Origin of the sequence: Exercitatus varius, from assembly GCF_029577735.1 — a bacterium.
Lineage (GTDB): Bacteria > Pseudomonadota > Gammaproteobacteria > Enterobacterales > Pasteurellaceae > Exercitatus > Exercitatus varius.
The window spans coordinates 427,915-453,799 of the sequence record NZ_JARQTO010000001.1 but is presented as its reverse complement, the minus strand read 5'-3'; the positions used below and the strand labels follow the sequence as shown (position 1 = coordinate 453,799).

At 45.6% G+C, this 25,885-nt stretch carries 27 protein-coding genes and 1 CRISPR repeat array; of the genes, 22 read left to right on the top strand and 5 right to left on the bottom strand.

Annotation, left to right across the window (positions count from 1 at the left end; translation table 11 throughout):
• The first annotated feature begins 7 nt into the window (after nucleotides 1-7).
• The 4 genes from P7M01_RS02120 (at nucleotide 8) to cas2 (ending at nucleotide 3,002) form a co-directional block, all read left to right on the top strand.
• Nucleotides 8-661 (top strand): DarT ssDNA thymidine ADP-ribosyltransferase family protein, encoded by a 654-nt coding sequence (locus P7M01_RS02120; RefSeq protein WP_317482879.1) that lies wholly within the window; start codon nucleotides 8-10, stop codon nucleotides 659-661.
• A 2-nt stretch (nucleotides 662-663) separates the two neighbouring features.
• Nucleotides 664-1,371, top strand: coding sequence for a DarT1-associated NADAR antitoxin family protein (locus tag P7M01_RS02115; RefSeq protein WP_317482878.1), 708 nt, complete (start codon nucleotides 664-666; stop codon nucleotides 1,369-1,371).
• 271 nt (nucleotides 1,372-1,642) lie between these two features.
• Nucleotides 1,643-2,656, top strand: a complete 1,014-nt coding sequence (cas1c, locus tag P7M01_RS02110; protein WP_317482877.1) for a type I-C CRISPR-associated endonuclease Cas1c — start codon at nucleotides 1,643-1,645, stop codon at nucleotides 2,654-2,656.
• 52 nt (nucleotides 2,657-2,708) lie between these two features.
• Entirely contained in the window at nucleotides 2,709-3,002 is a 294-nt protein-coding gene (gene cas2, locus P7M01_RS02105) for a CRISPR-associated endonuclease Cas2 (RefSeq protein WP_317475249.1), read from the top strand.
• A 190-nt stretch (nucleotides 3,003-3,192) separates the two neighbouring features.
• Nucleotides 3,193-4,221: a CRISPR direct-repeat array (repeat unit 32 nt; unit sequence GCAGCCGCCTTCAGGCGGCTGTGTGTTGAAAC).
• A 179-nt stretch (nucleotides 4,222-4,400) separates the two neighbouring features.
• Here the strand turns inward: cas2 and P7M01_RS02100 are convergent.
• Nucleotides 4,401-5,270, bottom strand: coding sequence for a fructosamine kinase family protein (locus P7M01_RS02100; protein ID WP_317482876.1), 870 nt, complete (start codon nucleotides 5,268-5,270; stop codon nucleotides 4,401-4,403).
• A 116-nt stretch (nucleotides 5,271-5,386) separates the two neighbouring features.
• On the opposite strand from P7M01_RS02100, the gene grxB reads away from it, so the two are divergent.
• The gene (gene grxB / locus P7M01_RS02095) at nucleotides 5,387-6,037 is read left to right on the top strand and encodes a glutaredoxin 2 (protein WP_202937624.1); all 651 of its coding nucleotides are present in this window, start codon (nucleotides 5,387-5,389) and stop codon (nucleotides 6,035-6,037) included.
• Nucleotides 6,038-6,192: 155 nt separating this feature from the next.
• Entirely contained in the window at nucleotides 6,193-8,124 is a 1,932-nt protein-coding gene (gene thrS, locus P7M01_RS02090) for a threonine--tRNA ligase (protein WP_317482875.1), read from the top strand.
• Nucleotides 8,125-8,183: 59 nt separating this feature from the next.
• Here the strand turns inward: thrS and P7M01_RS02085 are convergent, their stop codons facing one another.
• The gene (locus tag P7M01_RS02085; protein ID WP_317482874.1) at nucleotides 8,184-8,930 is read right to left on the bottom strand and encodes a YdcF family protein; all 747 of its coding nucleotides are present in this window, start codon (nucleotides 8,928-8,930) and stop codon (nucleotides 8,184-8,186) included.
• Between the two features lie 124 nt (nucleotides 8,931-9,054).
• Here P7M01_RS02085 and P7M01_RS02080 point away from each other — a divergent pair, with 124 nt between their 5' ends.
• The 8 genes from P7M01_RS02080 (at nucleotide 9,055) to P7M01_RS02045 (ending at nucleotide 16,862) form a co-directional block, all read left to right on the top strand.
• Nucleotides 9,055-10,023, top strand: a complete 969-nt coding sequence (locus P7M01_RS02080; protein WP_317482873.1) for a polysaccharide pyruvyl transferase family protein — start codon at nucleotides 9,055-9,057, stop codon at nucleotides 10,021-10,023.
• Nucleotides 10,013-11,209 (top strand): lipopolysaccharide biosynthesis protein, encoded by a 1,197-nt coding sequence (locus P7M01_RS02075; RefSeq protein ID WP_394853413.1) that lies wholly within the window; start codon nucleotides 10,013-10,015, stop codon nucleotides 11,207-11,209. Before P7M01_RS02080 ends, P7M01_RS02075 begins: the two co-directional genes overlap by 11 nt.
• 1 nt (nucleotide 11,210) lies before the next feature.
• Nucleotides 11,211-11,996: a glycosyltransferase family 25 protein gene (locus P7M01_RS02070; protein ID WP_317482872.1), complete on the top strand. Its 786-nt coding sequence runs from the start codon at nucleotides 11,211-11,213 to the stop codon at nucleotides 11,994-11,996.
• The gene (locus P7M01_RS02065; protein WP_317482871.1) at nucleotides 11,984-13,165 is read left to right on the top strand and encodes a hypothetical protein; all 1,182 of its coding nucleotides are present in this window, start codon (nucleotides 11,984-11,986) and stop codon (nucleotides 13,163-13,165) included. Before P7M01_RS02070 ends, P7M01_RS02065 begins: the two co-directional genes overlap by 13 nt.
• Nucleotides 13,165-14,046, top strand: coding sequence for a glycosyltransferase family 2 protein (locus tag P7M01_RS02060; RefSeq protein ID WP_317475255.1), 882 nt, complete (start codon nucleotides 13,165-13,167; stop codon nucleotides 14,044-14,046). The genes P7M01_RS02065 and P7M01_RS02060 overlap by 1 nt, the downstream gene beginning before the upstream one ends.
• Nucleotides 14,047-14,048: 2 nt before the next feature.
• Nucleotides 14,049-14,858, top strand: a complete 810-nt coding sequence (locus P7M01_RS02055; protein ID WP_317475256.1) for a glycosyltransferase family 2 protein — start codon at nucleotides 14,049-14,051, stop codon at nucleotides 14,856-14,858.
• 2 nt (nucleotides 14,859-14,860) lie between these two features.
• Nucleotides 14,861-15,994, top strand: coding sequence for a lytic murein transglycosylase (locus P7M01_RS02050; protein WP_317482870.1), 1,134 nt, complete (start codon nucleotides 14,861-14,863; stop codon nucleotides 15,992-15,994).
• 85 nt (nucleotides 15,995-16,079) lie between these two features.
• Entirely contained in the window at nucleotides 16,080-16,862 is a 783-nt protein-coding gene (locus P7M01_RS02045) for a transporter substrate-binding domain-containing protein (RefSeq protein ID WP_317477355.1), read from the top strand.
• 53 nt (nucleotides 16,863-16,915) lie between these two features.
• Here P7M01_RS02045 and matP read toward each other — a convergent pair whose 3' ends face one another.
• Nucleotides 16,916-17,365, bottom strand: a complete 450-nt coding sequence (gene matP, locus P7M01_RS02040; protein ID WP_202937614.1) for a macrodomain Ter protein MatP — start codon at nucleotides 17,363-17,365, stop codon at nucleotides 16,916-16,918.
• A gap of 135 nt (nucleotides 17,366-17,500) precedes the next feature.
• Here matP and P7M01_RS02035 point away from each other — a divergent pair, with 135 nt between their 5' ends.
• Both P7M01_RS02035 and fabA read left to right on the top strand, forming a co-directional pair.
• A complete protein-coding gene (locus P7M01_RS02035) occupies nucleotides 17,501-19,282 on the top strand; it encodes a Lon protease family protein (RefSeq protein WP_317486320.1) in 1,782 nt (593 codons plus the stop codon).
• A gap of 123 nt (nucleotides 19,283-19,405) precedes the next feature.
• Complete coding sequence (gene fabA, locus P7M01_RS02030) at nucleotides 19,406-19,939, top strand: 3-hydroxyacyl-[acyl-carrier-protein] dehydratase FabA (RefSeq protein WP_202937612.1); 534 nt, start codon at nucleotides 19,406-19,408, stop codon at nucleotides 19,937-19,939.
• A 67-nt stretch (nucleotides 19,940-20,006) separates the two neighbouring features.
• On the opposite strand, the gene rimI is transcribed toward fabA, so the two are convergent.
• On the bottom strand, nucleotides 20,007-20,456 hold the full coding sequence (gene rimI, locus P7M01_RS02025) for a ribosomal protein S18-alanine N-acetyltransferase (protein WP_317477521.1): 450 nt from the start codon (nucleotides 20,454-20,456) through the stop codon (nucleotides 20,007-20,009).
• 173 nt (nucleotides 20,457-20,629) lie between these two features.
• On the opposite strand from rimI, the gene dhaK reads away from it, so the two are divergent.
• From dhaK to dhaM, 3 genes are read left to right on the top strand one after another with little or no spacing between them, the layout of a single operon-like run.
• Nucleotides 20,630-21,700 (top strand): dihydroxyacetone kinase subunit DhaK, encoded by a 1,071-nt coding sequence (gene dhaK / locus P7M01_RS02020; protein WP_317482868.1) that lies wholly within the window; start codon nucleotides 20,630-20,632, stop codon nucleotides 21,698-21,700.
• A 2-nt stretch (nucleotides 21,701-21,702) separates the two neighbouring features.
• The gene (gene dhaL / locus P7M01_RS02015; protein WP_202937610.1) at nucleotides 21,703-22,329 is read left to right on the top strand and encodes a dihydroxyacetone kinase subunit DhaL; all 627 of its coding nucleotides are present in this window, start codon (nucleotides 21,703-21,705) and stop codon (nucleotides 22,327-22,329) included.
• Nucleotide 22,330: 1 nt separating this feature from the next.
• A complete protein-coding gene (dhaM, locus tag P7M01_RS02010; RefSeq protein ID WP_317480143.1) occupies nucleotides 22,331-22,741 on the top strand; it encodes a dihydroxyacetone kinase phosphoryl donor subunit DhaM in 411 nt (136 codons plus the stop codon).
• Between the two features lie 68 nt (nucleotides 22,742-22,809).
• Here dhaM and sixA read toward each other — a convergent pair whose 3' ends face one another.
• Complete coding sequence (gene sixA / locus P7M01_RS02005; protein ID WP_202937608.1) at nucleotides 22,810-23,277, bottom strand: phosphohistidine phosphatase SixA; 468 nt, start codon at nucleotides 23,275-23,277, stop codon at nucleotides 22,810-22,812.
• Between the two features lie 127 nt (nucleotides 23,278-23,404).
• Between sixA and prfA the strand changes: the two genes are divergently transcribed.
• The 3 genes from prfA (at nucleotide 23,405) to prmC (ending at nucleotide 25,879) form a co-directional block, all read left to right on the top strand.
• Nucleotides 23,405-24,487, top strand: a complete 1,083-nt coding sequence (gene prfA, locus P7M01_RS02000; protein WP_317475262.1) for a peptide chain release factor 1 — start codon at nucleotides 23,405-23,407, stop codon at nucleotides 24,485-24,487.
• A gap of 65 nt (nucleotides 24,488-24,552) precedes the next feature.
• Nucleotides 24,553-25,014: an RDD family protein gene (locus P7M01_RS01995; protein WP_202937606.1), complete on the top strand. Its 462-nt coding sequence runs from the start codon at nucleotides 24,553-24,555 to the stop codon at nucleotides 25,012-25,014.
• 4 nt (nucleotides 25,015-25,018) lie between these two features.
• Nucleotides 25,019-25,879, top strand: a complete 861-nt coding sequence (gene prmC, locus P7M01_RS01990) for a peptide chain release factor N(5)-glutamine methyltransferase (RefSeq protein WP_317482867.1) — start codon at nucleotides 25,019-25,021, stop codon at nucleotides 25,877-25,879.
• The last annotated feature ends 6 nt before the right edge of the window (nucleotides 25,880-25,885 follow it).

The following is a 25,885-nucleotide window of genomic DNA, read 5'->3' as shown; positions in this document are numbered from 1 at the left end:
AAATTTTATGCCTATCAAAAATATATTACAAGAAAGACAGATTCAATATTTATGTCATTTCACAAGACTAGAGAATCTTGAGTCAATCTTAACTTATGGATTAATTCCTAGGAGTAACTTATATAATTCAGTATTTAATCCTAATCCTAGTTTACACGTTAGTGGATTATTTAATGATACAGTCCGTGCTGATGAAAAAACAAATGCTATTTGTTTATCTATAACATTTCCAAATAGTAAAATGTTCTATAAGTTACGCAAGGAGCAAGAAAATTCTCAGTGGGTGGTGATTGTTTTACATTCGACTCTCTTGGTAAATAAAAATTGTGCCTTTTATCCCACTAATGCTGCAAATAATAGTGTTCGGCATTTTGATATTAGTAATTTTCAAGGGGAGAGTGCTTTGCAAAAGCTCTTTGATGGTACGGATGAAGAACGAAAATCTCTTTTATCAAAAGACCCAACAGATGTGCAAGCTGAAGTACTCGCATTTGATAATATTGAAATTAATTATATAGCTTGTTGTGTATTTAATTCAGATGTCTTGATAGATTATTTTTCGAAAAGATATACAAATTATCGGTTTTATTCCTTGCAAAACCAATGGGGGTTATTTGATGATAGGCTACGAGCTAGACAGCATAATTTTATAGGGTGTTAATTATGGCAGTTCGTCCAATTTTTATTCCAAAGCTTGAAGGTGATTTCTTAGTAAAAACCCAAAATATAGATTTTGAGTGGTTTCCTGGTCTTTCGGTTTCTCAAAAACAGAAATCAATAGATTCACTACATACGGAAGCTAAAAAGCTTGAAGGTATAGAAAAAGTTTTAGAAATTTCAAGTAAATCTAAAAACAAGTTAGGTATTGCCTTAAGTGCTTTTAATCTAATGATCAAAAGTACAAAAGGGAAACAAGTGAGTGTTGAATGTGTTTTTCAAAGCAGTAAAGTTTTTGAGGGAGATATTCAATACTTAGATTTGCTTGAAGTATCATCAAGAGAAGCAAAGAAAGATTCCAGATTAAAATCATCAGGAAGGGTAATCGCTTTTCGTACATATGGTAAAAAAGATAAAGAGTGGAAAACTGAACCCATTACAGCCTATTATGATTGGCTGTATGTTAATGCTTTAAATCAGCATACAGAATTTCATAAGGAACTTCTTGAATATTCTGCATTTAGTGATATTGAATTTAATCCAGAAAAATCTCTCAATTGCCAGGCATATTCGGTTGCGCTTTTTTGTTCCTTGTTTAAACGAGGGATTTTAAAAAAAGCCTTAGAATCTCAAGAATTTTTTTTATCTTTATATGAAGATTACAAAATTGATAATTCCTATACTTCAAGAAAGCAATTAGGAATGTTTTTGTAAGCAGACATTTAAAACTAGCAAGCGTAGGGTGTGTGCCTTTGGGTACAGGTTGTCTGCTTTTGGTTCTACGCCGTCTGAAAACCTGATTTTTCAGGTAGCCTTAAAAGCCGCCAATAGATAAAACGCGTGCGTAGCTTGTGTTACACACATGGAGTAGGTCGGGCATTTATGNNCATAAATGCCCGACCTACTAAAACCGTTTTCAGACGGCCTAAACAACAAGCCGTTCCAAAAACAAAAGTGCGGTCAAAATCAAGGGAGTTTTTCAACCATGCGCAAACTTCAAAACACCCTCTACATCACCACGCAGGGCAGTTATCTGCATAAGGAGCGGGAAACGCTGGTAGTGGAGCAGGAGCGCAAAAAGGTGGCGCAGTTGCCGGTGCATTCCATCGGGCATATTTTTTGTTTCGGCAATGTGCTGGTGTCGCCGTTTTTGATGGGGTTTTGCGGCGAAAACAATGTGAATCTGGCGTTTTTTACCGAAAACGGGCGTTTTTTGGGGCGCTTGCAAGGGCGGCAGAGCGGCAATGTGTTGCTGCGGCGGGCGCAATACCGGCTGTCGGAGCAGAATCCCGTGCCGATTGCGCGGCACATTATTGCGGCGAAGATTCAGTCGGGCAAGCGGGTATTGCAGCGGCGGCTGCGTAATCACGGCGATCAGGAGGAGGTGCAGGCGGCGGTGTCGGCGCTGAATTTTAGTTTGCAGCAGTTGAAGCGGGCGGAAAGTTTGGAGCTGATCCGCGGGATTGAGGGCGATGCGGCGGCGCGTTATTTTGGTGTGTTCCGCCATTTGCTGCGCGAAAACAGCGGTTTTGCCTTCGATGGACGCAACCGCCGACCGCCGCGCGACGGGGTGAATGCGCTGCTGTCGTTTGTGTACAGCATTTTGGGCAAGGACATCAGCGGCGCGCTGCAAGGCGTGGGTTTGGACCCGCAGGTGGGTTTTCTGCACGCCGACCGCCCGGGGCGCGACAGTTTGGCGCAGGATATTCTGGAGGAGTTCCGCGCGTGGTGGGCGGACAGGCTGGTGCTGTCGCTGATTAACCGCGGGCAGATTAAGCCGCAGGATTTTGTAACCGAGGCGGGCGGGGCGGTGAATATCAAGCCGGAGGCGCGCAAGCTGTTGTTTCAAACCTTGCAGGCGAAAAAGCAGGAAAAGATTGTGCATCCGTTTTTGCAGGAAGAGGTGGAAATCGGATTGTTGCCTTACATTCAAGCGATGTTACTGGCTCGCCATTTACGCGGCGATTTAGCGGAGTATCCGCCGTTTTTAATGCGGTAATGATTAATAAAGTGCGGGCGAAATTTTTAAAGTTTTTTGGAGTGGATCGTTTATGATGATGCTAATTACCTATGATGTCTCTTTTGAAACGGATGGCGGCGAGGGCAGGTTGCGTCGAATTGCAAAACATTGCCTGGATTATGGCGTTCGCGCGCAATATTCCGTGTTTGAATGCGATGTAACGCCCGATCAATGGGTGGCTTTAAAGGCCAAACTTCTCAATACTTATGATCCTAAATGCGATAGTTTGCGGTTTTATCATTTGGGCAGCAAATGGCGCAATAAAGTGGAACATCACGGCGCCAAACAAGCGGTAGACGTATTTAAGGATACGCTGATTTTGTAATTCGCTAACCTGTAGTTATCAAAAAAAGCCAAGCGGTTAGCGATAAGAAAAAGTTCTTTAACAATCAGGACTTTAGAAAAATGAAGTATAGTAAAAAGAGCTGTGTTATACTTCGCATCACTTCCTAAGTAGATGTTTGGCGAATTAGGGCCTGCAAAGCCTTATAACGCAAGGCTTCAAAACCTAGGGAGCAGCCGCCTTCAGGCGGCTGTGTGTTGAAACTGGTATTGCGCAACCAAGCTTGATTTAATAATTTGCAGCCGCCTTCAGGCGGCTGTGTGTTGAAACTGCAATTCAAACAATCGGTAATAATTTAGACATGCAGCCGCCTTCAGGCGGCTGTGTGTTGAAACCGCAGGAAAGTTTGATTATTGACGCTGCTGTGGGGCAGCCGCCTTCAGGCGGCTGTGTGTTGAAACATGCCGATCAAACTACGAATACTCGCACGTAGATGCAGCCGCCTTCAGGCGGCTGTGTGTTGAAACAAAGTAACATTTTGCCTGATAAGCAAGCTGGTGCCAGCAGCCGCCTTCAGGCGGCTGTGTGTTGAAACTCCCATACAATGACAACCGGCGGTTTTCCGTCCTGCAGCCGCCTTCAGGCGGCTGTGTGTTGAAACAGTTAATTTTCACCCGGCCAAGTAAAACGGATCTCGCAGCCGCCTTCAGGCGGCTGTGTGTTGAAACATCAACACATACGCCGGCACCGTTGAGGACACTGGCAGCCGCCTTCAGGCGGCTGTATGTTGAAACGGTTCAGTTGGCTGGACGGCAAGCGAATGTAGAAGGCAGCCGCCTTCAGGCGGCTGTGTGTTGAAACGCTTTTGGCGCGGGCGAAAACGGCTTTTTGGTATGCAGCCGCCTTCAGGCGGCTGTGTGTTGAAACTCGATGTTGCCGTTTCGCGGCGGCGATGTGGACTTGCAGCCGCCTTCAGGCGGCTGTGTGTTGAAACACAGTTATTGAAGGTAGCCGTAAGGACTTCCCTAAGCAGCCGCCTTCGGGCGGCTGTGTGTTGAAACACCTCGATAACCGCCGACACCAACACCAACAAGTGGCAGCCGCCTTCGGGCGGCTGTGTGTTGAAACGGAGCTGTCACGCACCGCGCCGGCGCGCGCCATTTGCAGCCGCCTTCGGGCGGCTGTGTGTTGAAACCAAGATTTGCCTTTTTCGGTCAGTCGGATTAAATGCAGCCGCCTTCGGGCGGCTGTGTGTTGAAACGTGGAATGCCGCTTCGTCGATACACACAACCCCCTGGCAGCCGCCTTCAGGCGGCTATAAAGAGTCAGCGGGAAATCGCTGTAGATTTGACTTCTACTGCCATTATAAAAGGGCAGGTGACTGCCCTTGTTTTTATCTTTTTAGATTTTGATAAGAATCTGTGTTTATAGATATCGTTCTTAAATTTTATCGTCCAACAATAATTCCACTAATCGTTTTGCCAGTGGGACGTAATGGCCGCTAAAGCGGTGGCTGAAATTAAGCAAATAATAAAGTTGGTAAACCGGTTTTCTGCTTGCGTAGTTTTCGTCAATCGGGAAAGTGCGGTCATAATTTTCATAGAATTCGTCCGGAAACGGTTCGAATAATTCGGTGAAAGCCAGGTCGCATTCGCGATCTCCCCAATAGCAGGCGGGGTCGTAGGCATAAACTTTTCCGTCAACGGAACCGACATTTTCAATCCATAAATTGCCGTGTAATAACGACGGCTGCGGTCGGTGTTTGGCTAATTTTGCCGCGACGGTATCTACGATGACTTTGATGGAACCGAAATCCAGTCCTTTTTCTTTGCAGATTTGTAATTGCCAGCCGATACGTTGATCGGAGAAAAATGTCGCCCAGTTTTCCCGCCATTCGTTAGGTTGATAGACGGGGCCAAGCCAGGTGTCGTAATCTAAACCGTAACGTTCGGAGTCTTGGCGTTTGTGCAACGTGGCTAATGCTTTGCCGAATTCGGCAAATTGTTCTTTGGTGACAGGCGCGAGCTTTAACGCTTCAAGCAATAAAAAGCTGTGATTTTGTGAACAACCGACGCCGTAAACCTGAGGCACGTGAATCGTATTTGTTTTGGCAAGCAATTGCAGCTGATCGGCTTCTGCGCGGAACATGGAGCGGTAAGATTTTTCGTTCAATTTCAGGAATACCGGTTGGATTCCATCGTTGATGACCCATGCTTCATGCATTTCGCCCGTATGCACTTTGTCTTTTTCTTTGATGTTGTAATACGCACCAAGTTGATCGGCTAAGACTTGAGATACAGATTTCCACATAATTGCCTCCTAAACTACAGGTCGATTAAGATTATCTTGATAATACAAATATTTTTATCAATAATCTGTGACGAAGTTCAAACTTTCGAGGTTTAGCTCGGCTGAATGGAGGTGTTATGAAATTATATATTTATGATCATTGTCCTTATTGCGTTCGCGCACGGATGATTTTCGGGCTGAAAAATCTTCCCGTCGAACAGATAATACTGGCCAATGATGACGATGCCACGCCGGTAAAGCTGGTGGGGAAAAAAGTGGTACCGATTTTGCTGAAAGACGACGGCACCGCCATGCCGGAAAGTCTGGATATTGTCAAATATGCGGATGAAAATTTCGGTGAGAAAATCCTTGATGAAACCGTGCGTCCGGAAATCGATGCCTGGATGAAGCGGGTAGGCGGTTATTACAATCATTTGTTGCTGCCGCGTTTTGTTCAGCTCGGCTTGGGCGAATTTTCCAGTCAAAGTGCGGTGGATTATTTCACCAAAAAGAAAACGGAATTTATCGGTGATTTTGCCGAAAATCTTGCCGCCAGCCAGCAATACATTGATCGTTTGAACCGGGATTTGCCGGAATTAAGCCAATTGCTGAAAGCGCAAGATAAAGCCAACGGCGAACAACTTTCATTGGAAGATATTATGCTTTTCCCGATGTTGCGTAATCTCACTTGTGTGAACGGTATCGACTGGTTGCCGAATATTCAAGGTTATATTGAGAAAATGTCCGCGTTAAGCCGGGTGCCGCTTTACACAAATCGCGCGATTTAACATTCAATCCCGTAAAAAACTGTGCTAAAATCGACCGCACTTTTACTGTACATGGTAGGTACAAAGCAAAAGTGCGGTGCATTTTCGCACCTTTTTTATTTATTGTTACGCACAAGTCATCTTTCGTATGGATGACCACTGTATAAGGATTCAACATGCCAATTATTACTTTACCCGACGGTTCACAACGTCAATTCGATAATCCCGTTTCCGTTCTTGAAGTCGCCCAATCGATCGGCGCAGGACTTGCCAAAGCCACCATCGCAGGCCGCGTTAACGGCGAACGCCGCGACGCTTGCGATATAATCAGAGAAGACAGCACGCTGGAAATCATCACCGCAAAAGACGAAGACGGCTTAGAAATTATTCGTCATTCATGTGCGCACTTGCTTGGTCACGCCATTAAACAATTATTTCCAGACGTGAAAATGGCAATCGGTCCGACTATCGAAAACGGTTTCTACTACGATGTGGATTTAGATCGTTCATTAACCCAGGAAGATTTGGACGCCTTAGAAAAACGCATGCTCGAACTGGCGAAAACGAATTACGACGTAGTAAAACAACGCGTAACCTGGCAAGAAGCGCGCGATACCTTCGAGAAACGCGGCGAACCGTATAAAATGGCGATTTTAGATGAAAATATCGCAAAAGATGATCACCCTGCGTTATATCATCACCAGGAATATGTCGATATGTGTCGCGGTCCGCATGTGCCGAATATGCGTTTCTGCCATCACTTTAAATTAATGAAGGTTGCAGGTGCGTACTGGCGTGGTGATAGCAAAAACAAAATGTTACAGCGTATCTACGGCACGGCTTGGGCGGATAAAAAACAGTTAAACGAATATTTAACCCGTTTGGAAGAAGCGGCAAAACGCGATCACCGTAAAATCGGTAAAGCTTTGGATCTTTACCATATGCAGGAAGAAGCGCCGGGTATGGTGTTCTGGCACAACGACGGCTGGACGATTTTCCGTGAATTGGAAACCTTTGTGCGCACCAAATTAAAACAATACGATTACCAGGAAGTGAAAGGTCCGTTCATGATGGATCGCGTGCTTTGGGAAAAAACCGGTCACTGGCAGAATTACGGCGATTTGATGTTCACCACTCAATCGGAAAACCGCGAATACGCCATTAAACCGATGAACTGTCCGGGTCATGTACAAATCTTTAATCAAGGATTGAAATCCTACCGTGATTTGCCTATTCGTATGGCGGAGTTCGGTTCCTGTCATCGTAACGAGCCGTCCGGTTCTTTACACGGCTTAATGCGCGTACGCGGATTTACGCAGGATGACGCCCATATTTTCTGTACCGAAGATCAAATTGAAAGCGAAGTCACCAGTTGTATTAAAATGGTTTACGATATGTACACCACCTTCGGTTTTACTAAAATCGCGGTGAAATTATCCACCCGTCCGGAAAAACGTATCGGTGCGGACGAAATGTGGGATCGCGCGGAGCAAGGTTTAGCCAACGCGTTGGCGCATAACGGTTTGCAATATGAAATTCAGGAAGGTGAAGGTGCGTTTTACGGTCCGAAAATTGAATTTGCATTGCGCGACTGCTTAGATCGCGAATGGCAATGCGGAACGATTCAATTAGACTTTGCATTACCGGGTCGTTTAAATGCGTCTTACGTGGCGGAAGATAATGATCGTCGCACGCCGGTCATGATTCACCGTGCGATTTTAGGTTCGATCGAACGCTTTATCGGTATCATCACCGAAGAATACGCCGGCTTCTTCCCGGCATGGCTGGCACCGGTACAAGCGGTGGTGATGAACATTACCGACAGCCAGGCGGAATACGTGCAAAAAGTGGTAAAACAACTTTCCGACGCCGGTTTACGCGTGAAAGCGGATCTTCGTAACGAAAAAGTCGGTTTCAAAGTGCGTGAACACACCTTGCGCCGCGTGCCTTACATGTTGGTTTGCGGCGATAAAGAAATCGCCGACGGCAAAGTTTCGGTACGTACCCGCAGAGGGGCGGACTTAGGCGCTTACAGCGTAGAAGATTTCATTGAAATTCTGAAAAAACAAGTGCGCGGACGCGAATTGAAATTGTTGGGCGAAGCGTAAATTTATGCGATTAACGAAAAGTGCGGTCAAATTTGACCGCATTTTTTTGTAGCGGATGATTAAAACTGTTCTTTCCAATATCCGATCCATTCTTTCAGCAATTGCATGTTGGCGGCAAGGGCGCCGGCTTGCGGGATGAAATGCATGGTGTTGAGTTCATAGCTGTCGGGAATAATGCCGGGGCCGACTCTTGCCGGTAAAACTTCGAAACCTTGTTGTTCAAACAGCATTTTGGCGCGTTTCATATGCCATTGATTGGTGACGAGAACGATGCGCTTAATGTTTTCCCGTTCCAGAATTTCTTTGCTGTAAAGGGCGTTTTGTTTGGTATTGGTGGAATGTTCTTCCAGCCATTTAGGCTGAACACCGAAGAAAGTAAAAAATTCCTGTCCCATTACTTTGGCTTCGGAATTGCCGTTCGGGCTGGCGCCGCTGATGAGAATCGGTAATTCCGTTTCTTTGTGCAAATAAGCGGCGTAACGCATGCGTTCCAGCACTAAACCGGGTACGGTGAGAGTGTTGAACAGTTCTTTGCTGTCCCGCAATCCGCCGCCCAAAATCACAATTGCCTGGGCTTTGCGGTAATCGTCCGCCGTTAAATGATCTTCCTGAGTGAGGCTGTTATTTAGGCGTTCTGCCGTATAGGGAATGCTGAACGCATACAAAATAATAACGCTTAAAAGTGCGGTCAGAAATGCGAGTTTTTTGAAACGGAACAGCCGGAGAAAAAAGGCTAATACCAATAAAATGAGCACGTCGAAAGGGGGGAGAATAATCGCGGTAATCAGTTTTGTCATATCAATCATAACGATGCCTTGGTTGAATTATTTGCCCGTATTATTCCGTAAAAACGGGACGAACTCAATCATTAAAATACTGTCCAACAGGCAGTTGAAGTGCTAAAATACGCCGGTTTTTAAAAGGAAGTTTATGAATCCGATTCTTGTTGAATTAAAGCAAAAATTGCAGAAAATTGAAGAACTTATCATTGATAAAAATGATGTGGTTTATTTTGATTATCCGCTTCATCTGAATGTGGGCGATTTGCTGATTTATGCCGGTACCGAGCAGTTTTTCAGAGATTATCAAATCAATATTACTTTAAGACGTTCGCTGCAAGCATTTGATATTCGGGAAGCCAAAAAGCATATCCATCCGAACACGACGATTTTATGCCACGGCGGCGGAAATTTCGGTGATCTTTATCCGTTAATCCAGAAAATGCGTGAAGAAATTGTGACGGAATTTCCGCACAATCGTGTGATTTTATTGCCGCAGACCGCGCATTTTTCCTGTCGGCAGGAAATGGAAAAATCCGCCGTAGTGTTTTTCCGTCATCAGGATTTACATTTGTTTGCGCGCGATAGCAAAACCTTTGAATTATTCGGCGGACGCTTTTCTGATAATGTATATTTATCGCCGGATATGGCGCACCAGTTATATGGTTCGTTGTCCAATAAACCACAGCGGGAGCATCCGCATCGGACGCTTTATTTTTTACGTAAGGACATTGAAAAAAGCCATATTGAAGCCGAAATTCAGGCGACATTACCGAATTTAGACAATGTGAAAGACTGGGAAGATATTTTGTTGCCAAGCGATCTCAAATTTGAATTATGGTGCAGTCGTTTTTCCAAATTAGCCAATCGCTTCAATCTGGCATTTGTGAAAAATATAATTAACCGGCTTTGGTATCGACACGCATTAAACGTGATTACCCGTTGTCAGGATATTTTCCTCGGTTATGACGAAGTGATTACCAGTCGCCTGCACGGTCATATTTTTTCTTGTCTGTTAGGTTTACCGAATCAGGTTTGTGATAATTCTTACGGGAAAAATACCGGCTATTTCAATCAATGGACGAAAAATATCGAGTATACTCAACTCTATGAAAAGTAATCGTCATTTTATCATGCTGATCGGCGTGACAATTCTGAGTATGGGGCTCACGATGGTGAGCTCTTTTGTGTTGGCACGTATGTTGTCGGTGGACGATCGCGGTTTGCACCAACTGTTTATTACCACGGTATCTTATGTCGTCACGATTGCGACCGGCGGCTCGGGCTTTGCTTTGGCGCTGTCCATGCGCAATAAACGTTACCTTAACTGGCGACGGTATTTTGCGACCTTTATTGCCGCCGCCGTTGTGGTGGCGTTGATTGCCGTGGCGTTGTTCGATTTTACTCAATTCGAATTTTTATTCGTATTTAATGTGATTTTAACCGCGATTCTGACAATTACCTTAGAGAAAAGTAAAATTGATCCGCGACTTAAAATTTATCGCGCGCTGACGCTGCAACAGCCGGTTTTGCTGGTGGCAATTTACGGCATAACCTATTTATGGTTGGGCGAACAGCCGTTAAAGACCGTTATTGAATTGTTGACTTTATTCAGTTTTATTCAGGCGGCGGCTTGTCTTTTTTATCTTTATCGTATCGAAAAATCCTTTCTTAAAACGGAAAATCTGCGTGAAATCGACCGCACTTTTTTCTTAAAAACCTGGTTTAAGCAGAATCTGTATCAGATTTTCGGCGCCACGACCTCCAGCCTCGATAAATATTTAATCGCCATTTGGCTCGGGCATTATTATTTAGGGCTGTACACCGTATGTATTGCCTTTGACGCATTATTAACCAAATTTATCAATATGCTGACGGATTATTATTATTCCGGATTATTGAACAATTTAAACCGGATCAAATCCGTATTGGCTGTGATCGCTTTGCTGAGCGCGGGCGCCGTTATTTTAACGCCGTTACTGGCGGAACCGATTATTCGGTTCTTTTTCAGTACGAAATACGTGGAAGTGGCGCCGGTGCTGATTTGGTTTATTCTGAATTCGATTATTGCAGGCTTGTCCTGGCTGTTATCGCAAAATATGCTGATTCAGGGCAAACAGGTGTTGTTGTTTACCCGACAAATTATTTCCATCGCCGTATTCGTCGGTTTATTTTATGCCTTAAAAGATTATCAGCTTTATGGCGTGGCGTATGCCTTTATCGGCGGCAGTTTGACCCGACTGGCCATTTCGATTGCGTATTATTTTAAATATCCGGTTAACTCCGTAACGTTGGAAAGTAAATAACATGAAAAAATACTTAATTTCTCTCGAAAAAGACGCGCAACGCCGGGAATTGTTCTTTTCTCAGCCCGATACGTCCGATTTCGAAGTTTTCAATGCGATTAATACGATGGGATTATCGCAGGCGGAATTAGAAAAGACGTTTGATTTTGCCGCGTTTAAAAACGCTTATCACCGTGATGTCACAAAAGGTGAAATCGGCTGTACGTTAAGCCATTTGAACGTGTATAAAAAAGTGATCGAAGACGACGCGATCGACGAGCGGGATTATGTTTTAGTCTGTGAAGACGATGTGCTTTTTGCGGAAAATTTTAATGAAAATCTGACCGCACTTTTACAGGAAAATCTGACCGCGGATATTATTTTGGTGGGGCAATCCAAAATTCCGAGTTTTGATGATAAAGAATTAGCCGTCAATTACCCGACCACTTTCGGCTTTTTGCAAAAGCCGGTGGGAAAAACGAAATATCGCTATGCTTATCCGTATCGGAATTATTTCGCCGGCACGGTGGCTTATTTAATCAAGAAATCCGCCTGTCGCCGTTTTTGGCGTGAAGTGCAGCGGTTACCGGCGACTTATTGGCTGGCGGATGACTTTATTTTGTTCGGTCAACAATTCGGTTTGGATATTTTAGTGGTGCGTCCGCTGATGGCGATTGAAAACCCGAATTTAACCAGTAATCTGGAGGCTTTACGCGGTTCGTTAGATAATAATATGGCGAAAAAACTGATGAAATTTCCGCTGAAAAAACTATTGGCGATTACGAGAAATTTATCATGTCTGCATTGATTAATTTATTTTATCTTTACGATCCGTGGCTATTTCACGTGATTCGCATGAGTTTGCTGATCGGCTTTTTATCTTTGTTGTGGCTGGGCTACAAATGGTACAAAAAAGAGACAAGGCAAATTTTCATTCCTTTAGATAGCTTGTGGGTTTGCGCGGCGCTGATCGGCGTATCGGTGATTCCGATTCTGATTAACGGCACCTCGGAATTCGGCGTAATCGGTATGTATGTAAAATCGCTGGTGGTTTTTGTGTTTGGCATTGTGATTTACAACGTATTTTATTGCCATTCGGAAGGAAAACCGCAATTTATCCGCGATGTCAATATCGGCATTGGCGTGCAGTCGGGGCTGGGCGCTCTTGCTTTGGCGGGAATTCCTTTATTTATCGCCGTTGCGTTAGGCACCAATTCGGATATGGGCGGACAGCTGCCTCGTTTTATCGGTTCCGAACAGGAATATCGATTGTATAATTTTACTTCGTCCGCTTTTTTTCCGCTTAGCGCTTTTTATCTCATGCTACTGCATTTTTTATTGGCGTACGGCGAAAAAAATGAAAAATTAAATACGGTTTATGTGTTTCTCATTTTAGCTATCGGGCTGATTTCAGGCAGAACTTTTTTTATTTTCTCGGTGGTCAGTCTGGCGGTGTATTTCAGATTGCGTTATATCCCCGCTATCGCCGCGTTTGCTCTGCTGGTTTTGTTTTTTGCTTATCGGTATCCTACGCATCCTTATGTGGCGCATGCTTTGGAGCCGCTGATTAATCTGATTCACGGCGGAACCAGCATCAGTTCGTCCACGGATACGTTAATGGATAAACATTTATTTATGCCCACTGTGAAGCAATTAATCATGGGAGACGGTCAATATTATGTGGTGGGGCGTACGGCGCGCAGTTATTACGGCGGCTCCGATTCGGGCTTTATCCGTCAGGCATTGTATGGCGGCGTAGGTTACATTTTGGCCTGTTTTTTATTTACCGCTTATTTTGTGAAACGAATTGCCGATAACTGGTTTAACGGCAGCTGGAAATTTATTTTATCCACCTTGTTTTTATTAAGCGTGTTGAATATTAAAGCGGATACTTATGCCTATCCGGGAATTATGTTAACGTTTTTAATGTTTGTTTCTTTATTCGGCAATAAAGGAAAAATTTTAGAGAGAAGCTGATGTTTAGTATCATTGTTCCGTCTTATAACCGAAACGCACAAGTGAATGCCTTATTGGCGAGTCTGGAAAATCAGACGGTAAAAAATTTTGAAGTGATTGTAGTGGATGACTGTTCAAAAAACGTGATAAAAATTGACCGCACTTTTGCTTTTCCGGTGAAGCTGATTCGTAATGCGCAGAATGGCGGGCCGGCGAAAAGCCGTAATATCGGTGCGGAAAATGCGCAGCACGATTGGCTGTTATTTTTAGATGACGACGATCGTTTCGACGACCGGAAATGCGAAATTTTAGCCGAGCGCATTACGGAAAATCCTACGGCAAACTTCGTTTATCATCCGGCAAAATGTGAGATGGTGAACGAAGGTTTCAGCTATGTCACCAAGCCGTTTCAGCCGGATTCGCTGAGCCTGGAAAATATGCTGCTTGCGAACAAAATCGGCGGAATGCCGATGATGGCTATCAAAAAAGACTTCTTTTTTCGGTTAGGCGGTTTATCGACGGATTTGAAATCGCTGGAAGATTATGATTTTGTGCTGAAATTGGTGTCCGATAGCGATTTGAACGCGTTGTATGTGGACGAACCGCTGAGTTTATGCGCCTTTCATACCAAACGTTCCAGCGTTTCCACCAATACTGAAAACACGGAAAAAGCCATTGAAGCGATTCGCCGCCGATATGTGAAAACGCCGCAGCAAGCGCACAATTTCAAGCTGAATTCGCTGTATATGCTGGCGTATCCGAATGCGATGAATTTATCCCGCAAGGCGGCGGGTTATTATTTTGACATGTTCAAATTAAGTCGCAGTTTAAAACATTTGGTGATTGCCGTCGTGACATTTATTTCGCCTAAGCTGGCGATTAATTTAAAAAGATTTGTATGAATATGAAATTTTCTGTTTTGATGTCCTTATATTTTAAGGAAAAACCCGAATATTTACGCGCCAGTCTGCAAAGTTTAGCGGATCAAACCGTGCCGGCGGATGAAATTATTTTAGTCTTGGACGGGCCGATTACCGCCGAACTGGAAAACGTATTGGACGAGTTTCAGACTAAATTGCCGTTAAAAACCGTGCCGCTGGCGCATAATGTCGGCCTGGGAAAAGCCTTAAACGAAGGGATTAAGGCGGCCCGCAACGAGTGGCTGTTCCGCATGGACACGGATGACATTTGCAAACCGGAACGTTTCGCCAAACAAGTGGAATATATCGAACAACATCCTGACGTCGTCATGTTCAGCACGCAAATTGCCGAGTTTGATGAAGATCCTAACGTCATTATCGCCGAACGTCGCGTGCCGACGGAATATCGGGATATTGTGAAATTCAACCAAATGCGTTCGCCTTTTAACCATATGACGGTAGCCTATAAAAAATCGTTATTGCAGGAAGTGGGCGGCTATCAGCATCATATGTTCCTGGAAGATTACAATTTGTGGAACCGCATTATTGCCACGGGTCATAAAGTCGGAAATCTGCCTGACGTATTGTTATTGGCTCGCACGGCGGGCAACGCGATGTTCAGCCGCCGCCGCGGCTGGGTTTACGCGAAAAGCGAATGGAAGTTGTATCGGTTGAAGCAACGGCTAAAAATCCAAGGTGCCGTCAGCGGTTTTATGACGTTCCTTGCCCGAACCTTACCGCGTTTAATGCCGGTTTCCGTTGTTAAAATGCTATATAAATTAATGAGAAAGTAAAAATGAAAACGTTGTTAAAATTGACCGCACTTTTAACCGGTGTGGTTATTGCCGGCTGTTCTTCCGGTTCTTCGAATCCTAAAACCGTTCATTCTGCAAACGGTAACGCCGGCATGGTTCAGGCGGATTTATCGCCGTTAGGCGCGGACGCAACCTATAACGCGCCGCGTACTCTCGATAACTTCAATGATTACGTGGTTTTCTTAAAACGAAAAGCGGCGGGGCAGGGTGTGTCCAAAGCCGTCCTAAGCCAGCAGAACAATATTCGCTATATTGATGCCGCCGTACGTTTGGATCAAAAGCAGGCGGGACTGGCGGAACGCCGTAAAAACCAACCGCCTTTGCCGCCGAATCCCAACGGCGTCACCAATTATATTGCAAAACATTTAACCCAGGCCAAAGTGGATAAAGCGGAAGAAAATTACTGGGATGTTCGCACCCAGTTGCAAAACGCCAGCCGTCAATACGGCGTGCCGCAGGAATATTTGTTAGCGTTGTGGGGCATGGAAAGCAGCTTCGGTTATTATCAGGGCGATTATGACGTGCTTTCCGTGTTGGCTACTTTAGCTTTTGACGGACGTCGTGAAAATCTGTTCGGCAAAGAATTTATTAACGCCATGAAAATGCTGGAAGCCGGTCATCTGAACCGCGCACAAATGCAGGGGTCTTGGGCGGGAGCCATGGGACAAACCCAATTTATGCCGAGTTCGTATCTGAATTATGCCGCAGACGGCGACGGTGACGGCATGAAAGATATTTGGAGTAACGAATACGATGTGTTTGCTTCCATTGCCAATTATCTTCACAGCGTCGGCTGGGACAGCAATTTGCCTTGGGGCGTTGAGGCCACATTAAGTCAGCCGCTGGATTTATCTCTTGCCGGCACGGAAAAAGGCAAAGCCCGTTCATTAAGTCAATGGCAGAGCATGGGCGTGAATATCAACGGATTTAACGCGGCGCGAACCGACGCGTTAGCCTCAACGGATTTGTGGTTGGTGCGTCCGGATAAGGAAGTGGGCAGGGCATTTTTAGTCACAAATAATTTCCGTACGATTTTAGACTGGAACCGCTCCAGTTATTATGCGTTAAGCGTCGGAATGTTCGCCGATCGCATCAAGGCGGCAACAGGCTTGTAATTTAATTCGGAGTTCGGGTATTATGCCTGAACTCCTTTTTTATTTTTATCAAACAATATTCAACACGACCGATAAGGATACCATTATGAAAAAATCCATTTTAGCTGTTTTTTTGACCGCACTTTTGGCGACTTCCGCTCAAGCGGAGAGTTCCTCGCCGGATACATTGAGCAAAATTCTTAAGACCAAAGAAATTAAAGTGTGTTCGCCGGGGGATTACAAACCCTTCAGTTTTGATAATAACGGCAAATTTGAAGGGATTGATAACGATCTCATCGACAAACTGGCGGCAAGTCTGGATGCCAAGGTTACCATTGTAAAAACCACCTGGAAAACGTTAATGGATGATTTCACCGCAGGCAAATGCGACATCGGTGTCGGCGGGATTTCCATTACCCTGGCGCGCCAGCAAAAAGCGTTATTTTCCGAGCCGTATTTTACCAACGGTAAAACTCCGCTGGTTCGTTGTGAAGACGTGGATAAATATCAAACGGTGGAACAAATTAATCGTCCGGAAGTCAGAATCGTAGCAAATCCTGGCGGCAGTAACGAAAATTATGCGCGCACGGTGCTGACCAAAGCGAATTTAACTATGAATCCTGAAAATCTAACGATTTTCCAGCAAATTATCGATAAAAAAGCCGATGTTTTCGTGACGGAAGCGGCGGAAGCCATTGTGAAATCTCACGAGCATAAAGGCGTGTTGTGCGGAGTCAATCCGGACAAACCGTTAAAACCGGCGCAAAACGGTTGGATTGTCCCGAACGGAGATTTTCGTTTTAAAGAATATGTGGATCAATTCTTCCATTTGGAACGTCAATCCGGCGAATTGGACGCTATCATCAACAAATGGTTGCCGCGCGATTAGTTCGTATTTATATTAACCGAATGCTAAAAAATCCTCAGCGTAAAACTGAGGATTTATTTTTTCAACAAATCTTTTAGCCCGGCTTTCATGGCTGACATTTGAGATTCGTAGAGCGCTTTGCTTTCACGCTCGTCAATCATATAAGAAATGGTTTCCGACAACGTCATATTCATTTTGCGGGAATATTTAGACAAGCGCGACCAAACGCCATATTCCAAATCGATGGATTTTTTCTTTGTGGACTGTTTTTCCGCGTTGAAGAAACGTTTACGGCGGGCGCGAATTGCCTGATCCAGCTTAATCACCAGATTTTCCGCCATATTTTCGGCAATCCAGCTTTCAATTTGTTCGGGATAATTTTGTGCATCCAGCAATTCCTTTACTTTGGCGTCCGCTAGGCTGCGTTCTTCATAACGGGTAATCGCTTCGCCGTCCCGGCTTTTTTTGATGAGATAGCGCCATTTCCATTGCGCTTCCTGGTTTTTTAGTTTTTGATATTTCATTTTTCGTCCCTTTCGTGACGTGGTAACTGCGATAAATATACCGGTTTTCGGGAAAATATGCCAGTCATTTTTAGACGGCGGGCGGAATGTGTGCGATAATGCGCAATCAATAAAATTCAGCACAAGAGAACTCACGTGAACCGATTTGAACAAGCCCTGAACTGGCAAGATTTAACGCCGTCTTTATGCATTGATAAACTGCCTCAAGACAACGTCACATTTTTTGATTTGCAGCCCCGCGTCAGTTCGGCGCTTTTGCAATTCTTGCAAAATTCCGACCGCACTTTACTGGTGCTGAAAGCGGATGATCAGGCGAAATACATGCCGTTATTGGAACGGTTTATTGGAGCTCATTCGTTTTCTGACGATGATGAGAAAATTCACGGTGTAAATTATGTCATAGAACAGGCGGATAGCTTTTCTTTTGCCCGCGTGCATGCCGAACTGGCGCAATCGACGCAGGATAATTTTGCGGCGAAAAAATCCGTCGGTTCCGCTTTATATTTTGATCAAAACCGCTTATTGGGCTCCATTCGGGTTCATCCTATGTCTAAGGATATTCAGTTAAATGCGGGATTGGTGCACGAGCTGAACGGCGGTGTGTTGATTCTCAATCTGGCTGCCTTGTTAGATAAATTTGAATTGTGGCAACGCCTGAAACAAATTCTGCAGACGCAAATGTTTGATTGGTATTCCGCTCATCCGTTTAAACCGCTGCCTTGTGCGATTCCAAGTTATCCGTTGTCGCTGAAAGTCATTTTGTTGGGCCAGCGCGAGGATTTAGCCGTGTTTTCGGAGCTGGAACCGGATTTGTTCCGATTCGCGGATTATGCGGAAATCGAAAGTTATTTCGCCATGGAAGACGAAACGGCGCATTGTCAATGGGCGAAATATGTGCGGGATTTTGCCGTTTCGCAGCATTTGCCGGTTCCCGATATGGCGGGGCTCATTAAGCTTTATCAGTTATTGGTGCGGGAAAGCGAAGATCGTCAGCTGATCAATATTTCGCCGACCATGCTGAAAAATTGGCTGACGAAAGCCGGGTTGTCGCATAAAAATACCGGCGACAAGGGCATAAGTGCGGGAGATTTTGAACGAGTTTTTCAGCAAACTCAATATCAGCAGGGATTTTTGCGCGAACAAGCCTATGCGGATATTTTGCACGAGCAGGTTTACATTCCCACGGAAGGCGAGGAAGTCGGGCAGGTTAACGGTTTGTCCGTGGTGGATTATGCCGGTGCGCCGTTATCCTTCGGCGAGCCTTCGCGCATAAGCTGTTTAGTCAAATTCGGTGACGGTGAAATCATTGATGTGGAACGCAAAAGCGAATTGGCGGGCAATCTTCACGGCAAAGGCATGCTGATTGCGGAAAGTTGTCTTGCCGGCATATTACAGTTGCCGTCGCAATTGCCTTTTTCCGCTTCGCTGGTGTTTGAACAATCTTACGGCGAAATTAACGGCGACAGTGCATCTCTGGCGGCATTTTGCGTGTTAACCAGCGCGTTGTCCGATGTGGCTATTCCGCAATCGATCGCCATCACCGGCACTATTGATCAATTCGGTCTGGTTCATGCGGTAGGTGGCGTAAACGATAAAATTGAAGGCTTTTTTACTATTTGCGAACGCCGCGGCTTAACGGGGAAACAAGGCGTCATTATCCCGGCGGCGACAATTAATCAGCTGAGTTTAAGCGAATCCGTACAAAGTGCGGTCAGAAATCAGCAGTTTTTTATTTGGGCGGTGGAAGACGTTTATCAGACCGGTAAAATTTTATTTGCGCGGGATTTGGTGGAAGAACCGGATAAAATTTATACGGAAGATAACCAGCCGTTAGCGCGTTTAATTCACCAACGTATTGAATTACATGCGGATTCTCCGCGTTTTAGCTTGTGGCGCGCATTATTGGGTAAAAAGTAACTGGTTAGACCAATTCAGCGTACACGTGTTAGCTATTTTTATTTTTGAGGGACTCTGTTAGAATGCCGCCGTTACGATATGCAAGGCGTATCCTTTATTTATCTGTTATTAGGGAAAATTGAAATGACAAACACCTGTACACCGAATCACAAAAGCTCGTACACTTACGAAGATTTATTAGCCTCAGGTCGCGGTGAATTATTCGGGCCGAAAGGTCCGCAGTTGCCGGCGCCAACAATGCTGATGATGGATCGCGTGGTTGAAATGAACGAAACCGGCGGAAATTACGGCAAAGGTTACGTGGAAGCGGAATTAGACATTAAACCGGATTTATTCTTTTTTGATTGTCATTTCATTGGCGATCCGGTGATGCCTGGCTGCTTGGGGCTGGATGCCATGTGGCAGTTGGTGGGCTTCTATTTGGGCTGGATTGGCGGCGAAGGCAAAGGCCGCGCTTTAGGCGTAGGCGAAGTGAAATTCACCGGTCAGGTGTTGCCGACTGCGAAAAAAGTGACTTACCGCATTCATTTAAAACGCGTGATCAATCGTAAGTTAATCATGGGTGTGGCGGACGGTGAAGTGGAAGTGGACGGCCGAGTGATTTATACGGCGACGGATTTGAAAGTCGGTTTGTTCCAGGATACGTCAACATTTTAATTGGTTTAAAACAGACAAAAGTGCGGTCAAATTTGACCGCATTTTTTTGCTTCATGACAAATAACGGCTACAAATACGCCGCCATAATGATCGCATTTTCCCGTTTGCCGTCGGGGGTCGGATAATAATTTCTGCGTACGTCCACTTCATTAAAATTCAGTTTTTCATACAAATTTATCGCACGGCGATTGCTTTCCCGCACTTCTAACCACAGGGTTAAAACGCCTTTTTCCCGTAATTGCTCCATTAACGCCTTAAGCAAGGCGTAACCTAATTTTTGCCCTTGAAAATCCGGATGAACGGCGATATTGAACAAAGTGGCTTCATCCAGCACGGTTTGGCAAATGGCAAAGCCCGCAATCCGATCATCCGAGAGAATTTTCAGATTGTGATAACGGCTTCCCGTATTGTTTTTTAACGTGCCTAACGACCAGGGCACTAAATGAGCGGCACGTTCAATGGAATATAGGCTTTCCATTTCGGATTCGTTCACAGGCTCGATATGAATTGCGGACATCATTTTCTCAATCGGTAAAAATTGTGTGTAGTTTACCTTAATTTTATCGAAACGGAAATTTTCGTTTTCACTCAAATTTTTTTGAATTTGTGATCTATCTAACAAAAATTTTGAGCCGTTTCCGTTAAATTAACCCATAATGTAAATTACCATTCAATAATAAGGATTGCGCTATGAAAAAACTCATTAATTCCGTGGAAACGGTTCTGGATGAACAATTACAGGGATTAGCCAAATCCCATCCGAATTTGTTGGTGAATACGGAGCCGGTTTATGTCCGTCGCGCCGATGCGCCGGTTAGCGGCAAAGTGGCATTGATTTCCGGAGGCGGCAGCGGACACGAGCCGATGCACGCAGGATTTGTGGGAAAAGGAATGCTTGACGGCGCTTGTCCCGGTGCGATTTTTACCTCACCGACGCCGGATCAAATGTTTGAATGCGGGTTAAACGTAGATAGCGGTGAAGGCGTGTTGTTGCTGATTAAGAATTATACCGGCGACGTGTTGAATTTTGAAACGGCGACGGAATTGTTAGCGGACAATGGCGTAAAAGTGGCAACGGTGCTGGTGGACGATGATGTGGCGGTGAAAGACAGTCTTTATACCGCAGGGCGCCGCGGCGTAGCCAATACCGTTATTCTGGAGAAATTGCTGGGTGCGGCGGCGGATAAGGGTTATAACCTGCAACAACTTGCCGAGTTAGGCTATAAATTAAATAACAACGGACATTCCATCGGGATTGCGTTAGCTGCGTGCACCGTGCCGGCAGCGGGCAAACCGTCCTTTACGCTGGCTGAATACGAAATGGAATTCGGGGTGGGAATTCACGGCGAACCGGGAATTGAACGCCGAACTTTTGACAATCTGGATAACACCGTGCAACAAATGTTTGATACTTTAATCGCCCACGGCGATTACCAACGCACCGTGCGTCGTTGGGATGCGGAAAATCAGCAATGGAATGAAGTGCAAGACAGCAAACAAGCTTTGCAAAAAGGCGATCGGGTTATCGCTTTGGTGAACAATCTGGGGGCGGTGCCGCTGTCCGAACTTTACGGCGTTTATAATAAGTTGGAACAAATTGCGACGGCGTTCGGGTTGAAAATCGAACGCAATTTAATCGGTTCTTATTGCACATCATTGGATATGCAGGGCGTGTCGATCACCTTATTGAAAGCGGATGATGAAACTTTGGCGTTGTGGGACGCACCGGTCAATACGCCGGCATTGCGTTGGGGAGAATAAACATGATCGGCAAAGCGCAAATTTTACGATGGCTGGAAAATTGTCGGCAGGCGATGAACGAACAGCGGGATTATCTGACGCAGCTTGATACCGAAATCGGTGACGGCGATCACGGCTTAAATATGCAGCGCGGTTTCAGTAAAGCCGCTGAAAAAGTCGCCACGGTGGCGGATAAAGATATTGGCACCGTGCTGAAAACCGTGGGCATGACGTTGCTCTCCCAAGTGGGCGGCGCCAGCGGTCCGTTATACGGCACTTTTTTCATCAAAGGGTCGCAAAGTGCGGTCGGAAAAGAGGAAGTTTCTGCGGAAGAACTCATCGCCTTATTAAAAAGCGGCGTGGAAGGCATTATCAGCCGCGGTCGGGCGGAATTAGGCGACAAAACCATGTGCGACGTTTGGTTGCCGGTTATCGCCGAATTAGAGGCGAATAAAAACCAACCCGAAGTGCCATTGCTTGAAAGTGCGGTCAAAAAAGCGGAAGAATCCGTTACCGCAACCATTCCGTTAGTGGCGAAAAAAGGGCGCGCGAGTTATTTGGGCGAACGCAGTGCGGGGCATGCGGATCCGGGCGCGACGTCCAGCATGCTCATCATCAAAGCCTTAGCGGATGCCGTGAAAGGAGAATAATATGGTCAGTTTGGTCTTGGTTTCTCATAGTGTGAAGTTAGGCGAGGGATTGGCGGAAATTTTGCATCAAATGACGCAGGGCGATTGTAAAATTGCGGTCGCCGCGGGCATTGATGATGCGGAAAATCCTATCGGCACGGATGCCGTCCGCATTATGTCGGCGATTGAGTATGTTTATTCGCCCGACGGCGTCGTGGTGCTGGTGGATCTCGGCAGCGCGATTCTCAGCGCCGAAACCGCGATAGATTTATTGGACCCGGAAATGGCGCGGCACGTTGTTATCAGCTATGCGCCTCTGGTTGAAGGTGCCTTTGCGGCTGCCGTTTCGGCGTCCGGCGGTGACAATTTGGCTACCGTGTTGGCGGAAGCCGATTCCGCAGCAGAATTAAAACGGCAGCAAGAACATAACTAACAAGTTCAAAGATAAAAACAGAAAAGGACGGTCAATTCCGTCCTTTTGTTTCATTAATTCATTCCGAATTAAGGATATTTAATTTCAATCACTTTGCCCGTTTCGCCGTCCCAATCAATGCAAGCGATGGTGGCGGGATGAAAACTGACGGTGTTTCGACCGCAAAATTCCGTGACAATTTCGCCCACCAGCGGTAAGTGGGAAACCAGTAAAATGCTGGCGTCTTCCTGATCTTCCGCCAGCGTTTCCAGATAATTACGCACCAAATCCGTGTTGCCGTAAGGCGTGATGGCGTCCCAGGTTTCGGCGCGGCTCGTTAAACTTTGTCCGAAGGCGGCATTAATTTGCTCAAACGTTTCCAGCGCGCGTGCATAAGGGCTGACAATGACTTTATCAAGTGCGGTAGAATTTAGCCAAGTTTTTAACCATTGACTTTGCTGAAAGGAACTGGTTTTACCAAACTGAGTCAAATGTCGGTCTTTATCGGAAGGTGCCAGCATTTCCGCTTCACCGTGGCGCATAACGATAATTCTCATAGTAACATCCTGTGTAGAAAATTTGGCGATAATCTAAAGGACTTCGCAAGGAAAAGCAATGCATTTATCGCGATTTTTATGCTAGAATGCAGCGATTTTTTATTGCCCACGGAAACGAAAAATAACAATGAAAGACAGTATTATCAGCAAATTGGACAGCCTTGCGGAACGCCATGAAGAACTTCAGGCGTTATTGGGAGAGGCGTCAATCATTAACGATCAGGATAAATTTCGCGCTTATTCCAAAGAATATGCCCAACTTGAAGAAGTGGTCGGCACGTTTACCCGTTGGAAAAAACTGAATCAGGATATTGAAGACGCGCAGCTTCTGCTTGAGGATCCTGATATGAAAGATATGGCGCAGGAAGAAATCGAACAAAACAAAGCGGAAATCGAACGGCTTGAACAGCAGTTGCAAATTTTATTATTACCGAAAGATCCGCATGACGACTATAACGCTTATTTAGAAATCCGCGCCGGTACCGGCGGGGACGAAGCGGGGATTTTTGCCGGAGATTTATTCCGTATGTACAGCCGTTATGCGGAAAGCAAACGCTGGCGCATTGAAACCCTGAGCGCAAATGAAAGCGAACAGGGCGGTTATAAAGAAATTATTGTTAAAGTGATTGGCGAAGGCGTGTACGGACAGTTAAAATTCGAATCCGGCGGTCATCGCGTACAACGCGTACCGAAAACCGAAAGCCAGGGACGAATTCACACTTCCGCCTGTACGGTGGCGGTAATGCCGGAATTGCCGGAAACCGAACTGCCGGAAATCAATCCGGCGGATTTACGGATTGACACTTATCGTTCGTCCGGTGCCGGCGGTCAGCATGTTAACACCACGGATTCCGCCGTGCGAATCACCCATATTCCCACCGGCATTGTAGTGGAATGTCAGGACGAACGTTCGCAACACAAAAATAAAGCGAAAGCCATGTCCGTACTGGCTTCGCGCATTGCTCAGGCGGAACAGGAAAAACAAGCTCAGGAACAGGCGGACACCCGCCGTAACTTGCTGGGTTCCGGCGACCGTTCGGACAAAATCCGTACTTACAACTACCCGCAAGGTCGTGTGACCGATCATCGTATTAACCTCACGGTTTATCGTTTGGATGAAGTGATGAACGGCAAAATCGATGAACTGATTCAACCGATTATCACCGAATATCAGGCGGATCAGTTGGCGGCGTTGTCGGAAAGTAATTAATCCGGTTTCATCGCGGGCGGATTTATGGATTCGCTTCGTTGAAACCTTAATGTCGAGAATTTTTTATGTCGTTTGAATTGGACAAACCCGATAATTCCCAAAAAGACGCAACTTTTACCGCGACGTTTACCACGATAAACGGCAATATTCCGTTAGCCAGCCGTTTTAAACGCTGGATAGCGTCATTGATAAACAGTGTCATTCTGGCGGTATTTACTGGCGTCGGTTCTATCGATCCGACCGGTATTTTATTGGCGGCGGCTGTTGTCGGTTATCTTGCCTTGCAGATTTGGTACATGAAAACCTATCAACAAACAATCGGCAAGCGGTTTTTGGGCATTAAAGTGATTGACTACACAACTTATCAGCCGTTACCGTTGGATCGCTATATCTTTCGCGAAGGCGTTGAATGCGTGTTAGGCGTGCTTTCCCTGACTATTTTTAGCGCGATTTGCGCCTTTATCAATAAAGAACGCCGCTCTTTTGTGGATCTCATGTTTTCAACCGTCGTCGTTAAAATCGATTAATCCCATGAATTATGCAGACTGGCTTGCTTATGCAAGCCAATTTTTATCACAAAATCTGAAAAACGATCCTCATCTTAATGCCGGACTCGATGCGAACTGGCTGTTGCAAGCGGCGGTGAAAAAATCGAAGTCGCAAATTATGGCGTTTTCCGATACGCAACTGGATGAAAAAACGTTGCAAAATTTGACCGCACTTTTAACCCGTCGGGCGGCAGGCGAACCCATTGCCTATATTTTGGGCGAAACGGAATTCTGGACGCTGAATTTAGAAGTGTCGCCGCATACGCTGATTCCTCGCCCGGATACGGAAATATTGGTGGAACAGGCGTTGGCGCGCATGCCGTCTAAAGATGGAGTGGCGATTTTGGATTTAGGCACGGGCACGGGCGCGATTGCGCTTTCGCTGGCAAAAGAGCTGAAAAAGCGCGGTCAAAAATATCGGATTTTCGGCGTAGATTTGATGCCGGAGGCAGTGGCGTTGGCGCAGCGGAACGCGGTGCGTAATCAGTTGAACGATGTGGAATTTTACCAAAGTTCGTGGTTTGACAATGTAAACGGGAAATTCGATCTGATTGTCAGCAATCCGCCTTATATTGATCCGGCAGACGAACATTTAACACAAGGCGATGTGCGCTTTGAACCTTTGTCCGCCTTGATTGCCGAAGATCAGGGGTACGCGGATTTGCGCCATATTATCGAACGGGCGCCGCATTATTTAAATCCGCAAGGTTGGCTATTGCTTGAACACGGTTGGCAACAAGGTGAAAAAGTGCGGGCGATTTTTGCTGAGAATTTATGGGAAAAGGTTGCAACGATGAAAGATTATGGCGACAATGAACGGGTGACTTTAGCAAAATTAAGATAAAAGAAG